Annotated in this window: 12 protein-coding genes and 1 pseudogene; all 13 read right to left on the bottom strand. The window is 60.6% G+C overall.

Annotation, left to right across the window (positions count from 1 at the left end; translation table 11 throughout):
• Window positions 1-25 precede the first annotated feature (25 nt).
• The 13 genes and pseudogenes from sfnG to AC1RO0_RS13130 all read right to left on the bottom strand — a co-directional run bounded on the left by sfnG (window position 26) and on the right by AC1RO0_RS13130 (window position 14059).
• A complete protein-coding gene (gene sfnG / locus AC1RO0_RS13070) occupies window positions 26-1135 on the bottom strand; it encodes a dimethylsulfone monooxygenase SfnG (protein WP_498593293.1) in 1110 nt (369 codons plus the stop codon).
• 574 nt (window positions 1136-1709) lie between these two features.
• Window positions 1710-2789, bottom strand: coding sequence for an ABC transporter ATP-binding protein (locus AC1RO0_RS13075; RefSeq protein WP_498593294.1), 1080 nt, complete (start codon window positions 2787-2789; stop codon window positions 1710-1712).
• Window positions 2786-3585, bottom strand: a pseudogene (locus AC1RO0_RS13080) (ABC transporter permease). The gene AC1RO0_RS13075 and the pseudogene AC1RO0_RS13080 overlap by 4 nt, the downstream one beginning before the upstream one ends.
• Window position 3586: 1 nt before the next feature.
• Window positions 3587-4459 (bottom strand): ABC transporter permease, encoded by an 873-nt coding sequence (locus AC1RO0_RS13085; protein ID WP_498593295.1) that lies wholly within the window; start codon window positions 4457-4459, stop codon window positions 3587-3589.
• 116 nt (window positions 4460-4575) lie between these two features.
• Window positions 4576-5586 (bottom strand): ABC transporter substrate-binding protein, encoded by a 1011-nt coding sequence (locus AC1RO0_RS13090; RefSeq protein WP_498593296.1) that lies wholly within the window; start codon window positions 5584-5586, stop codon window positions 4576-4578.
• A 39-nt stretch (window positions 5587-5625) separates the two neighbouring features.
• Window positions 5626-5958, bottom strand: a complete 333-nt coding sequence (locus AC1RO0_RS13095) for an NIPSNAP family protein (RefSeq protein ID WP_498593297.1) — start codon at window positions 5956-5958, stop codon at window positions 5626-5628.
• A gap of 5 nt (window positions 5959-5963) precedes the next feature.
• Window positions 5964-7427: an aldehyde dehydrogenase gene (locus tag AC1RO0_RS13100; RefSeq protein ID WP_498593298.1), complete on the bottom strand. Its 1464-nt coding sequence runs from the start codon at window positions 7425-7427 to the stop codon at window positions 5964-5966.
• 5 nt (window positions 7428-7432) lie between these two features.
• Window positions 7433-8473 carry an LLM class flavin-dependent oxidoreductase gene (locus AC1RO0_RS13105; RefSeq protein ID WP_498593299.1) on the bottom strand — a complete coding sequence of 347 codons (1041 nt, stop codon included), beginning with the start codon at window positions 8471-8473 and terminating at the stop codon, window positions 7433-7435.
• Entirely contained in the window at window positions 8470-9405 is a 936-nt protein-coding gene (locus tag AC1RO0_RS13110; RefSeq protein WP_498593300.1) for a flavin reductase, read from the bottom strand. The genes AC1RO0_RS13105 and AC1RO0_RS13110 overlap by 4 nt, the downstream gene beginning before the upstream one ends.
• On the bottom strand, window positions 9402-10247 hold the full coding sequence (locus AC1RO0_RS13115; RefSeq protein WP_498593301.1) for an alpha/beta fold hydrolase: 846 nt from the start codon (window positions 10245-10247) through the stop codon (window positions 9402-9404). Before AC1RO0_RS13115 ends, AC1RO0_RS13110 begins: the two co-directional genes overlap by 4 nt.
• Before the next feature lie 10 nt (window positions 10248-10257).
• Window positions 10258-10860: an amino acid synthesis family protein gene (locus tag AC1RO0_RS13120; RefSeq protein ID WP_498593302.1), complete on the bottom strand. Its 603-nt coding sequence runs from the start codon at window positions 10858-10860 to the stop codon at window positions 10258-10260.
• Between the two features lie 367 nt (window positions 10861-11227).
• On the bottom strand, window positions 11228-11923 hold the full coding sequence (locus AC1RO0_RS13125; RefSeq protein ID WP_498593303.1) for a GntR family transcriptional regulator: 696 nt from the start codon (window positions 11921-11923) through the stop codon (window positions 11228-11230).
• A 168-nt stretch (window positions 11924-12091) separates the two neighbouring features.
• Window positions 12092-14059 carry a glycoside hydrolase family 3 protein gene (locus AC1RO0_RS13130; RefSeq protein ID WP_498593304.1) on the bottom strand — a complete coding sequence of 656 codons (1968 nt, stop codon included), beginning with the start codon at window positions 14057-14059 and terminating at the stop codon, window positions 12092-12094.
• Window positions 14060-14149: the final 90 nt, after the last annotated feature.

Here is a 14149-nt window from a genome sequence, read left to right on the forward strand (position 1 = left end):
GATATACTGAGGGTCTGGCTAGCCTCTACTCGGCCGCCACCGCCTGCGCGTTACCGGCTTCTTCGAGTTCACGAACCAGCGGGATCACATGCTTGCCGAAATATTCGACCTCTTCCTGGAAGTGCAGGAAACCGAGCAGGATCAGATCCGCTCCGGCGCGCTTGAGCTCGACGACCCGCTCCGCGACCTGTTGCGGCGTGCCGATGAGGTTCGAGCGGAAGCCGTCATTGTACTGAACGAGATCCTCGAAGGAGGATTTTGCCCAGTTGCCTTCGCCTTCCGGCGACGCCTTGCCGGCATTCTTCACCTCATGACCGAAGGCCTTCACCGCATCCGGATTGGCTTTCTCGATGATCTCGGCAAGAACGGCCTTGGCTTCCTCTTCCGTCTCGCGGACGATGGCGAAGGCGTTGACGCCGACGCGAACGGAATGGCCGTTTTCCCTCGCCTTCGACTTGAGGTCGTCGACCTGCTTGCGGATCTCGGCAGGCGTATTGCCGTTGGTGAAGTACCAGTCGGACACACGCGCCGCCATGTCGCGGGCCGCCCGTGAAGAACCGCCCTGGAAGATTTCCGGCTGCGGATCGATCGGTTTCGGCTTCAGCGAATATTCGTTGAAGCGATAGAAGTCGCCGCGGAAGGTGAAGTTGTCTTCGGTCCAGATGCCGCGAAGCGCCCGGATGAATTCTTCCGACCGGCGATAGCGTTCGTCATGGTCGAGCCAGTGCTCGCCGATCGCCGCGAACTCGCCGCGGAACCAACCGCTGACGATGTTGACGGCAACACGTCCGTTGGTCAGGTGATTGATGGTCGCGATCTGCTTTGCCGCAAGGGCCGGGTTCCACGGTCCGGGAAGAAGCGCTGCGATAACTTTGAGTGTGGTCGTCGATTCCAGCAGCGCATGGCTGAAGGCAACCGATTCATGCTGGAATTCCGCACCGTAGCCGGCGGTGAAGCGGATTTGGCTCAGGGCATATTCGAAGCCGCTGGCTTCGGCGATCTGCGCAAGCTTTCTGTTATATTCGATCGTCCAGCTCGTGCGCTGCTCGATATTCGAAATCACCAGGCCGCCCGAAACATTCGGCACCCAGTAAGCGAATTTGACCGCTTCGTTGACGGTGTTGGACAATGTCATTCCTGTCTCCTGCTCTCCATATTATTCCAATACCCTATAGATTTGATGGTCTTTTGAAAGGCAAAGACGTACCAATGTTGGGGGCAAGAGAGATCGATCGAACGCATTGAAGGCGTCTTCAGCGGAAGAATTTACTCTCTGAACGGAGGCACGTGCTTATAATCATATGCTAAAGCGACACGTAATGCCGTCCTGGCGATACCGGAGCCTGTCTCCAAGCCGCTGGTTATAAACCGACGACTGTCAGGGCTATGTGGCCTACTTTTCAATAATCCAGAGCTTATAGTTTGCCCAAACGCTCCGGGCGACCTCTTCTTGCGTCGCCCATTCGGCGTCCGCATCATCAAGCAAGGTCAGAAACCCTCCTTGCTCCGTTTCAAGATCATCCGGTGAAAGGTATCCGTGCTCACATTCTTCGCAGTGGCCATAGATATCCCCCGTCTCGACATTCCGAAACAGAAAGAGGCGCCCTTGCCGGCATAGTGGGCATCGGCCGATATGGAATTCATTGGACACGGGCGCAGGCTAGCAGGATGGACAGCGCCACACCATCGCCGCACCTCAATCGCGACCGTCAGCAAAACACATGCGCGGCATCCGGATCGAAGTCGAGATGGACGCGGTCGCCGCGACTGAGGCCTGAGATTGCCTCATGGCCGAATGGCAACCGCACGGACAGGGCTTCGCCAGCCGCCGTTTGCGTTGCTACATGGACATTGTTGCCGAGAAAGGTGATGTCGCTGACCGTCGCGCTGAAGCCGTCGCTCGCGCCGTTGCCGCGCCCTAGCCGGATCCGCTCCGGCCGCAGCATCAGAGCCGCCTTCCCAGCTGATGTCGCCTTGCCATGGACTGGGATCCGCTCAAACACAGACTTGCCGCCGAGCGAGATCGTCGCCTGACCATTATCGGACGACAGGAGATCGCAGGAGATGAAATCACTGTCGCCGATGAACTCGGCGACGAAGCGGGTGCGCGGATTGGCGTAAAGCTCCGGCCCGGTGCCTATCTGGTCGATGATGCCCTTGGAGAAAACGGCAATGCGATCGGAAAGCCGCAGCGCCTCTTCCTGGTCATGGGTCACGTAAAGGATCGTCACCTCGGTCTGCTGGTGGATGCGTCGTATCTCGTGCTGGATTTCCTCGCGCAGCTTCTTGTCGAGCGCCGAAAGCGGCTCGTCCATCAGAAGCACCGGCGGGTCGTAGGACAAGGCCCTGGCAAGCGCGACGCGCTGCTGCTGGCCACCCGACATCTGCGACGGCTTACGATCCTCGAAGCCTTCGAGGCGAACAAGCCGTAGCATCTCCTTGACCTTGGCATCGACCTCGGCCTTGGACTTGCGCCGCACCTTCAGGGGAAAGGCAATATTCTCGCCGACGGTCAGATGCGGAAACAAGGTGTAGCGCTGGAAAACCATGCCGATGTTGCGCTTGTGCGACGGGGTCGACAGCAGGGTCTGCCCATCGAGGGTGATGTCACCCCTGGTCGGATTTTCGAAGCCCGCCAATATATAGAGCGTCGTGCTCTTGCCCGAACCGGATGGGCCGAGAAAGGTCAGGAACTCGCCGCGCCGAACCTCGAGATTGACATCGTGCACGGCAACGACGGGACCGTACTCCTTGCGGATGCCTTTGATCTTCAGAAAGGGTTCGCTCATGATTTCAGTACCTTGCGTGCGATCGCGACAAGCGCCATCAACGTGATCGTCAAAAGGATGAGAAGGGACGAGGCAGCCGCCACAACCGGCGTCAGATCTTGCCGCAGCGTCGCCCACACTTTCACCGGCAGCGTCTGAAGCGTCGGGCTCGCCATGAAGATCGCCACCACCACCTCGTCCCAGGAGGTCAGGAACGAGAAGACCGCCGCCGAAAACAGCCCATGGCTGATCGCCGGCAGGGTTACCCTGATCTTCGCCTCAAGCGGTGAAGCACCGCACAACACCGCCGCATCCTCGATGGATTTATCGAAGCCTTCGAGCGCATTGGAAATGGAGAGGATGGAAAAGGGCAGTGCCAAAACCAGATGCGAGATGACGAAGCCCACCAGGGTTCCGCCGAGGCCAATTCTCAGAAAAAAGGCATAGAGCGCCACCGCGAGAACGACGACGGGCAGGATCATCGGCGTCAGGAAAAGCGCTTTCAGCGTATTGCGGAACAGAAAGGTGCCGCGCACCAGCCCGAAGGACGTCACGAGCCCGAGCAGCACGGACAGAACCGTGACGATCGACGCGATCTTGAAGCTCGTCCAGGCCGATGCCAGCCACTGTGGGTCGGAGAATAGCTCGCCATACCATTTCAGAGTCCAGCCGGGAGGCGGAAAGATCAGCCATTGCGACGATCCGAAGGAAGCGCCGCAATGAAGACGATCGGCAATAGCAGAAAGGCCGCCGTCAGCAGCGTTATCGCCAGGAGCAGATATTTCCACCAGCCGAGACGGTCGAAATTGAGCAGCATCTCAGCGCCCTCCCGTATTCTGCACACCGAACAGCCGCAACTGGACGGCATAGAGCGACAGCGTGACGACGAGGAGAACAAGGGCCGCGGCTCCGCCCATGCCCCAATTGACGAGAGACTGCACGAATTGGGCGATCAGTTCCGCAAGCATCATGTTTGCCGTGCCGCCGAGAAGAGACGGGGTGACGTAGTAGCCAAGCGACATAACGAAGACCATCAGCGCGCCCGCCACCATGCCCGGCGCGGCCAAGGGCAGGAGAACGCGGGTCAGGCACTGCCAGCGGCTCGCGCCGCAAAGTGCCGCCGCCTGCAGGATGGCCGGATCGATCTTGCGGATGACGCCGTAGAGCGGCAGGATGATGAAGGGCAGCATGATGTAGGTCATGCCGATCGTCACACCGGTCAGGTTGTTGACCAGCGCCAGGGGCCGGTCGATCAGCCCCGTTGCCATCAGCATCTTGTTGATCAGCCCCGTGCGCTGAAGCAGCACCATCCAGGCATAGGTCCGGGCGAGCAGGTTGGTCCACATCGATAGAAGCAGCACCGCGAAGATCAGCGAGGCCAGCCTCGTCGGCATGATCGCGAGCGTCCAGGCGACGGGAAAGCCGATCAGCAGCGAAATCACGGTGACGAGACCGGAGACGATGAAGGTATTGGCAAATATCTTGAGATAGGTCGCCGAGCCCAGCAGTTCGGCATAATTGCCGAAGCCTGGAGCCGGCTCCATCACGCTGCGCAGCAGAAGGGCGATGACCGGAACGACAAAGAAGATCGCAACGAAGATCAGCGCCGGCATAACCCCGCCGAAGCCATTGGGTCTAGCCGCCCTCGACGCGGGCACGGTCTCGCTGGCGACGTCAATATATGTCGACATGGCATTCCTTTCCCACCTCGAGCAAAGATGAACGGCCGGCTCCCATGCGGGCGCCGGACCCGCTCTCCTGCTCCGCGGACAAGATGCCCGCGGCGCTCCTTCGGATGTCTTTCGGCCTATTGGGCCTGCCAGGCATACCACCGCTTGCCGATGGCATCACGGTTCTCGGCCCAATATGACATGTCGGCATTGACCTGGCTGGCAGTCTGCTGATCCGGCAGGGTCTTGGCCGTTGCCGGATCCATCAGCTTTGCCGACTCGATGTTGATGGGTGCATAGCCGGTTGCCTTTGCCAGATCGGCCTGCGGCTGGGCGGAGGCTGCCAGAGCGATGAACTTCATCGCTGCTTCGAGGTTCGGCGCGCCCTTGGGCACGACGAGAGAATCGGCGGCGGTGATGTTCTGGTTCCAGGACGTGTCCGTCTTGACACCGCTGGCGGCAAGCGCGGTCATGCGCCCGTTCCAAAGGCTGCCGAACGGAGCTTCGGCGGACGCAAGCAGCTGCTGCGACTGCGCACCGCTCGACCACCAGACGATGTCCGACTTGATCGTATCCAGTTTCTTGAACGCCCGGTCGAGATCGAGCGGATAGAGCTTGTCGGCGGGAACGCCGTCGGCCAGCAACGCCGCCTCGATCACGCCCGGAGCCGACCATTTATAGAAGGTGCGCTTGCCAGGGAATTTCGCGGTGTCGAACAGATCGGCCCACGTCTTCGGGCAGGCGCTGACGGCATCGGCGTTGCAACCGATCACGAAGGAATAATAGAAGCTGCCGACCGAATAGTCAGTGACGAAACGCGGGTCGAGCTTAGACTTGTCGATGACGGAGAAGTCGAGCTTTTCCAGAAGCCCGGTCTTGCCCGCCTGTGCGGCATAGTCACCCTCGACATCGACGACGTCCCAGGTCACCTGGCCTGCCTCGACCATGGCCTTCAGCTTGCCGTAATCGGTCGGACCGTCCTGCGCAACGGCAATGCCGGTCTTGTCGGTGAACGGATTCACCCAGGCGGCCTTCTGCGCGTCCTGTGTCGTCCCTCCCCAACTCGTGAAGACGAGCGTCTCGGCCTTGGCGGCCCCGGACACTGCCATTATTGCGGCAAAGGCCGCGAGTGCAATTCTTGCTTTCATGTTCCCTTGTCCTTGTTTTTAATGTCTTACAGGCATGCCTTATGCGACGGGCGAGACGATCCCTTGAGGGGAGAAACTCGCCGGCTTCATAATCTTGTTCTCGGCCACTTCGATCAGGTCGCGAATTCTAGGCAGGAAGGCCTGCCATCGCGGATCGGCAGCCAGTCTTTGCCGCCGCGCCTCGCGATCATCGAGGCTCGCAAAGGCCCAGATGTGAACGATCTCGTTGATGGTTCCGATCTCGGAAAAGAAATAGCCGACCAGATTGCCGAGATGAGCTTTCTGGATGGCGATCCCCTCCTCCTCGACGACCTTCAGATATTGCGGGATCGTGCCGTTCTTCAGCCGATAGGTCCGGATTTCGTAGAACATCGGCGTTACCTCATCACGAATGGATCGGGGATCGGATCGTCAGACGTCCTGAGCCAGATCGTCTTCGTGCGGGTATAATCGAGGGCTGCGGCCAAGCCGCCTTCCCGGCCATGACCGGAGAGCCCGAAACCGCCGAAAGGCGCGATCGGCGACACGGCGCGATAGGTGTTGACCCAGACGATGCCGGCGCGCAGACCCTTCATCAGGCGGTGGGCGCGCGTGAGATTTTGGGTGAAGACGCCGGATGCAAGGCCGTAGCGGGTATCGTTGGCAAGCCGCAACGCTTCAGCTTCGGTTTCGAACGAGACGACCGACAGGACAGGACCGAAAAACTCCTCGGCAAGCGACGGCGAAGCCACATCGTCGCAATCGAGGATCGTCGGCAGGAAGTAATAGCCCTCTCCTTCCGGCCTTCTACCGCCGGTCACGAGGCGGGCGCCGCTCTGGACGGATCTTTCAATCAGCGCCGCAACATGATCCTGCTGGCGCTTCGTCGCGAGCGGTCCGACCTCGGTCGCCATGTCCAGAGGCGCCCCGATACGGATCGCCTCCGCCTTTGCCTTCAGCATGGCCAGGAACTTGTCCTTGACGCCGCGCTCGACAATCAGCCGCGAGCCGGCGACGCAACTCTGGCCGGTCGCGGCAAAGATGCCCGCGACCTGGGCATTGGCCGCGCTTTCGAGATCGGCATCGGCAAAGACGATAAAGGGCGACTTGCCGCCGAGTTCGAGAGAGGTGGAGGCAAGATTTTCCGCCGAATTGCGCACGACATGCCGCGCCGTTTCCGGCCCACCGGTGAAAGCGATATGCGCGACTTTCGGATGCCGGCTGAGGGCCGAACCGCAGGAGGGACCGAAGCCGGTGATGATGTTGACGACGCCGGCAGGAAAGCCTGCCTCGTGAATGAGGCGGGCGAATTCCAGAAGCGGCGCTGGTCCATCCTCGGAAGCCTTGACGACCATGGTGCAGCCGGCCGCCAGCGCCGGACCGATCTTGACGGCGGACAGAAACAACTGGCTGTTCCAGGGGACGACCATGGCGACGACGCCGATCGGTTCGCGCCGCAGCCAGACATCCATGTCCGGCTTGTCGATCGGCAGATAGGCCCCTTCGATCTTGTCGGCAAGGCCGGCGTAATAGCGATAATAATCGGCGACATAGGCGATCTGCGCCGACGTCTCGCGGATGATCTTGCCGGTGTCGCGGGTCTCCAACTCGGCAAGCTTTTGCGCATTGGCCGCAACCAGATCCGCAAGCTTGTAGAGGAGCTTACCGCGTTGGGTGGCCGTCAACTTCGACCATGGGCCATCATAGAGCGCCTTTTCGGCCGCGTTGACCGCGCGATCGACGTCGTTTTCCCGCGCTTCCGGCATCTCGGCCCAGACCTTGCCGGTCGCCGGATCGACGCTCGGAAACCGGGCCTCTCCGTCTGAAAATTCGCCGTCGATAAAAGCCTGGAAGCGTTGCATGGGTCTCACTCCGCAAATGCCGGCATGACCTCGGCGATGAAGCGTTCGAGTGACGCCTTCTTGCGCTCGAAGGACATACCGGTGTCGATCCAGAAGGAATATTCGTCATATCCCAGAGCTTCATAGGCCCTGAGGCGCGCAATGACGGTCTCGGCGTTGCCGACGACGTTGTTGCTGCGCATGACCGCGTCGGAGAGCATCGGGTTTGCCCTGATCTCCTCGTCCGGTATCCGCTCGATCAGACCCTGCTTGACGGGCTTCTCGTTCTTGAACCAGGCGAAGAAGTAATTGTAATAGACGCTGAGCTCATGTGCGGCCTGTGCAATGTCGTCTTCCGTTGAGCCGACATAGGTGTGGCGCAGCAGCATGATCTTCGGACGCTCGATCTGCGGATGCTTGGCGCAGGCGTCGTCGAAGCGGGCCATCAGTCCTTCGACTTCGTCATCGCTCTGCCATAGCGGCGTCACCTGAACATTGCAGCCATTGGCGACGGCAAACTCATGCGAATTCGGATCGCGGGCGGCGACCCAGATCGGCGGGTTCGGCTCCTGCAGCGGCTTCGGCGCCGAAGTGGTCGAGGGGAACTTGAAGAACTCGCCGTCATGGGCGTAATCGCCCTTCCAGATACCCTTGACCGCCGGGATAAGTTCCCGCATGCGCTGGCCCGCACCCCAGGCATCGAGCCCCGGCAGCAGGCGTTCGTATTCGAAAGAATAGGCTCCCCGCGCAATCCCGATATCGAGCCTGCCGTCGCAGATGATGTCGGCCATGGCCGCCTCGCCGGCAAGCTTGATCGGATGCCAGAACGGCGCGATCACCGTCCCCGTCCCGAGCCTTGCACGCGAGGTGCGGCGCGCCAGATCGGCAATGGTCACGAAAGGATTGGGGGCGATGGTGAAATCCATGCCGTGATGCTCGCCTGTCCAGATGGCATGCATGCCGCCCTTGTCGGCAATCTCGCAGAGCGCGACGAATTCCTCATAGAGGCTCTTGTGGCTCTGGCTGGCATCGAGACGTTCCATGTGAACGAAGAGAGAGAATTTCATGCGCGTGCCGCCTTTGCTGGAACCGGGCGGACCGTGCCGACGGTCTCGTCGCCGAAATAAACGCCGAAATTGCCGATCTGGCTCTCGACCGCGAAACGCGCGACGATATCGGCTGTCGAACTCGTCTTGAAATGGGCCTTGGTCAAGGTATCGGGCTTCAGGAAGCGGCCATTGCGTGGCTCGCCATCCGAGGCGAAGGCACGATAGACGATGTGCTGCTTTCCGTCGCTCTTGCCCTCATAGACCGAATAGAGAAAGCCGATCGTCACGGAGAGACCGGTGAGCTCTTCTAGATAATCCCGCAGGAGGTCGCCCGGGCTGCCATCCTTGCCGTCACAGCCCGGCAGCGAAAGGGCGTCATCGCCAAGGAGGAGGACCTCACCATGTCGCTCCAGAACGGCTCCGAGCTCGATATTACCCTCTGCCGCTGCCGAAACGGCCTTGCTGGCGAGGATCGGCGTGAAGTAGCCGCCGCGGGCATAGCCCAATCCGTTGCGGCCGCTGTTCTCGAAAGAGGCGATCCGCCCCATCAGGATGACGTGATCACCGGCCTCGATGACCTGCTCCAGCGTGCATTCGAACCAGGCGGCAACATCGGCCAATATCGGACAGCCGGCAGAACCCGACGCCCATTCCACGGTGGCGAACCTGTCTTCGACCGGCCGCGCGAAGGTGTTGGATATATGCTTCTGCGTCTCCGACAGCACGTTGATCGCAAAGGAAGTGGCGCTCGTCATGGCCGTAAAATTGCGCGATGTCTTTGCCAGGCAAACCAGCAGAAGCGGCGGATCGAGCGACACCGAGGTAAACGAGTTTGCCGTGAAGCCGATCGGCACTCCGGCCTGATCGCGCGTGGTCACCACCGTGACCCCTGTCGGAAAGGCACCGAAGGCATCGCGCAGCGCTCTGGGATCCAATTGCTCCGTCGTCATCCTGCATCCTCCTCGCTCAGGAGCCACTCGGCGAGCAGCTCGTTGACGATCTCCGGCGCCGTCAAATTCACCATATGCCGATGGCCCTCGACGATCCTGGCCCAGCCATTCGGCGCGATGGACGCCATCTGCTCGGCCATTTGCGGTGTCGAGTTTGGATCGTCCGACCCGGTCAGGAACAGGGCCGGCACATGCACGTCCGGCCAGCGATCCGCATAGGTCTCGTCGCCACCGGCAAAGGCGGCGTAAGCCGTCGCATAGCCTTGCGGATCGACGAGGCTCAGCCAGTTACGCGTCAATTCGCGCGCGACCGCACTTTGCCTGTCATCACCGAACCACCTCAGGAGCGGCCCCTCCTTGTCGACGCCCGCAAGCGGGATTGCCGCCGCACGCGTGAGAACCGCCGCCTTCGCATCGGGATCCCGGCGATAGACGCCGTTCAGATAGGCAACACGCTTTATCCGGCGACCGAATGTGGCGGCACTTCCGCCGGCAACCAGCGCACCCATGGAATGTCCGGCGACATTTGCGCCGTCGAGCGCCATTTCATCCAGAAACCCGCCGAACCAATCGACAAACGCCTCAAGGGGGCTGGCGGCCGGTAGTCTGCTGCTTTCACCGTGACCGGGCATATCGACGGCGATGACGCGATGCGTCCGCGCAAAGGCAGATATCTGCGGCGCCCAGGCTTCAAGCCGCATGCCGACGCCATGGATGAGGATGAGCGGCTCGCCGCTGCCGGCCTCATGATAGGCTGTGCCACTTGCCGTCCTGCTGCGGGGCAGGCCCTTCGCTGTGGCTTCGTCGGCATTGTGTTGCGCTATGGTTTCCACTGTCGACATCCCGACCCCGTCAAACGCCGGCAGGGTTGGCGACGTCCTGCCCCAGATCCCTCAAATCCTGATAGCGGTCGCCGATGCGGTGATGCGGCCGACCGCCGACCGAGGCGCCGAGCGCCACGACGATTTCGTCGGCAGCCGGAGCATCGGGAATGGACGTCTGGATGGTCAGGTAATGCGAGCGTCGGCCCTCATCGTTCTTGTCCATCAACGGGATCATGATCGGCGCACTGGCCGGGCCGCGGGTATTGCTGAAGGCGAGGTATGACTTGGCGCCGACCGCCTGGCGATAGTGATTGCCGAAGCGGAGCGTATGGATCAGCGCCGAGGCATGCTCGATCTCGCCGTCAACACCGGCGACCGCCGCCTTGCCATAAGCTTCGACCGCCTCGCCGGAGCCGACCGCCTCAATGATCATCTTGGTCAGCAGTTCACCGAGAACCGGCGCGACGGCATGGATCTCAGGCTTCAGGTCTTCGACAAAACCGCGACCGGCCCAGGGATTTTTGACGACCGCCAATGCAGAAAACAGTTTCAGCGGAATGGCCGCCGCCTTCCCGCCCTCAATCAGTGTCGTTTCGATCTGCAGCACGGTCTTTCGGATTTGAAGGGTCATCGGTCGTCTCGCTTTCAAGATTTTGTATTATGGTATGCCATCATACAAAACTGTCAAGTTCGTTTCTGCGAGTCGCGAAAAATCCGCGATGCCGTTCGATAAAGATAACAATAGCAATGAGTTGGCGCTAAAACAGACCGCCGTTCGCTCAAGAGCGAGGGCGCGACCTCACAGCGACATCCCAGTTCATTGACGTTCCATTTTGGTATTCTTGATTATGGCATACCGTCACATTGAACAAAGTGCGGTGTCAAGCTGGCAGCGCGTTTTCAGGCGCAATTTCGCGCGACAACAAGCCGGCTCGCGAAGCCAGTTCACTTTTCGTATTCAAGGAAATGACTTGGGGGAACAGCCCGCGACCGATCAATCAGTCGACCGATTGCTGCCCGGACAGAACCGCCTCGGCGATCGCGCTGGCGCTGGCGACATGATCCATTGCCGCCTGATAGGCCCCCGGCCCATCTCCGCGCCGGATGGCATCGACGATACGAGCCATTTGCGCCGGACCCTGGACGCCACGGTTCTCCGTCTTGATCGTCATCGAGCGCAGATGATTGATGCGGACGGTCAGGAGGTTAACGATCCCCCAGGCGACATGGCGGTCGACCATGCTGAACAGCGTCTGGTAAAAGGACGAGGTGTGCGCGAGCACGCCCGGCATATCCTTGTCCTGATAGCTATTGCGGATATCCTGCAGCGATTTGTCCAGGGCATCGGCGATTGCGGGATTGCCCTGTTCGGCGCAAAGCCGCGCCGCCATGCCTTCAAGCGCGCCGCGGATCTCATAGATCTGCTTTGCCTCGCCAAGGTCGAGCAGCGCGACGATCGGCCCCTTGTTCGGCAAATTGGCGACAAGGCCCTCCGACTCGAGATGACGCAAAACTTCGCGGACGATCGTACGGCTGACACCGAGTTGAGCGCAGAGATCGCGCTCGACCAGACGGTCGCCGGGGCGAAAGTACCCGTTGACTATCGCTTCGCGCACCTTGTCGAGCGCCAGCTCGCGCAAGGTTTTCGCCGGACGCTCCACCCGAATTGCCGCGCCCCGCAAATCATCATTCATCCCTGCACCCCGGTCTCGAAGACATCACCGTTGTCACGATCATTGGCCGTTTTTCTCGGACCATTGTTCGCAAGTCGTATTATGGCGTACCAAGATACTTAGCCGTGAGATGCCGCCAATGCAACTATGGCCATTGTCCCACCGGAGCGAAGGTCTCCATCACCCGGATCAATAGGCCAGCCCATAGCCTATCGGATACAGCGGATGAAGCGTATCGTGCGGAACGTCGGACTTCTGCGCCAGCACTTCGACCATCGAGGAGGGAAGCTCGAAAGGCAGCTTGCCTTCCGCCTTCTGCTTTCCTTCGATCACATTGAACAGCGCCTCGTCGCTCGCGCCGAAATTGCCGAGGATGGCGCTGGCCTGATCGTGAATGCCGGTAAGGATCGCCGGACGTGCCAGATAGACGGTCACGATGGTCGGAACCGCTTTCGCCGCACTTTTGAAGGCTTCGAAATCAGGATTGCCGTCCTTGAAATCAAGGTCGCCTTCCTGATGCCGGGAGCCGAAGAAATAGTTCATATGCGGCTGCTGATAGGGCGCATTCAGGCGCACCAGCGCGAAATCGGCCTCGGGAGCGCTCGCCACGACCGTGAAACCACGGGCCGATGCCACCTTCGGATCGACGCCATAGAGGAACACCTTCCTGCCGTCCTTCACCGGCAGAAGCTTGGCCTTGTTGTCGAGCAGCACCATCGCGCGGGCCTGCGCGGCGGCGGCCTCGGCTGCGAATGTCGGGTTGCCGACGATCGTGCGGGCCTTTTGCGGATCGACATAGGGGTTTTCAAACAGGCCCTGCTCGAACTTCTGGATCAGGATCCGGGTCGCCGATTGATCGAGGCGCTCCTCGCTGATCTTCTTTTCCTTCACCGCTTCCACCAGAAGATCCGAAGAGGTCACGCCGCCGAACTGGTCGACGCCGGCATTGACGGCCTTGGCGAAACGATCGACGCGGCTCAGATCCTCGACGCCCCAGGGCATGCCGAAGGTTTCCTCGTTCAATGTCGGCTTCACGCCCGGCTTCTCGCCGTCAAGGCAGGCGTCCTTGCAGTCATTGCTGATCAACCAGTCACTGAGGACGACGCCGTCAAAACCGTAATGTCCGCGCAAAAGATCGGTCAGAAGCTGCTTGCTATATCCCGCCCCGACCGGCTCCAGCGGCTTGCCGTCAATGGTGACACCGTCGAGGATCGAATAGGTCGGCATGACACCTCCGACCTTGGCCTTGAAGGCTCCCTCGAAGGGGATCAGATGCTCGGCGAAATCATTTCCGGGGAAAGTGGCGTGCCGGCCGTAGGCATTGTGGCTGTCATAGCCGTCCTTGGCCGCGCCGTAGCCGACCCAGTGCTTGGCAACTGCGATGACGCTGTCACGGTTGATACCGGCCTCTCCGTTCTGGAAGCCGGCCACATAGGCTTCCGCCATGGTCTTGGCGATCTGCGCATCCTCACCGAAGGTGCCGTTGATGCGTGGCCAGCGAGGTTCGCTGGCGAGATCGATCTGGGGAGACAGTGCCTCCTGAATGCCGACGGCACGATATTCCTGGCGAGCAATATCGCCGAACCGACGCACCAGCGTCGCATCGCCGATGGCCGCAAATCCCAGGGTCTCCGGCCACTTGGAGAAGCCACCGGACGCCACGCTGGCGCCAAGCACAAACTGAAAGTGATTGCGCGGGTCGGTGCTGATGGTCGCTGGAATACCGAGACGGCCAGCCTCGGCGATCTCCTGCAGCTTGTTGTTCTCTCCGGCCAGAACGGCGGGATCGCCGCCAAGCCGGGTGATGAAGGTGACGACTTTGCGCCGGTCGATCATGTCCCGGGCTCGGTCGAGATCATATTCAGAGCCGACGCCCATGCCGGCGCCAGGGCCGATGGATGGCGCGGTGCCATGCATCATCAGGCCGGCCTTTTCCTCAAGTGTCATCTGCTCGACAAGATCGGCGGCGCGCTCGGCAGCCGGCAGGCGCCAGTCCTCATAAAGATCGAGCTTTCCGTTGCGATTGAGATCCTTGAACGAAAGCCCGTCCGACACCAACGTCTTGGTTTCGTGGGCCGAGAGCGTGGGCTGCTCCGTGGCATGGGCCGCAAAGGCAATCGATGATCCGATGGCGCAAATGGCAATGAATTGTTTCAAGCATCCCTCCCGTCGATGATTCTTGTCGGCATCTCATCCGCAGATGTATGCCAACATGGCATCCCGTGAGCTGTCACGGCAACGTGAAAG

This window comes from Rhizobium sp. GW821-FHT14E12 (assembly GCF_058803745.1).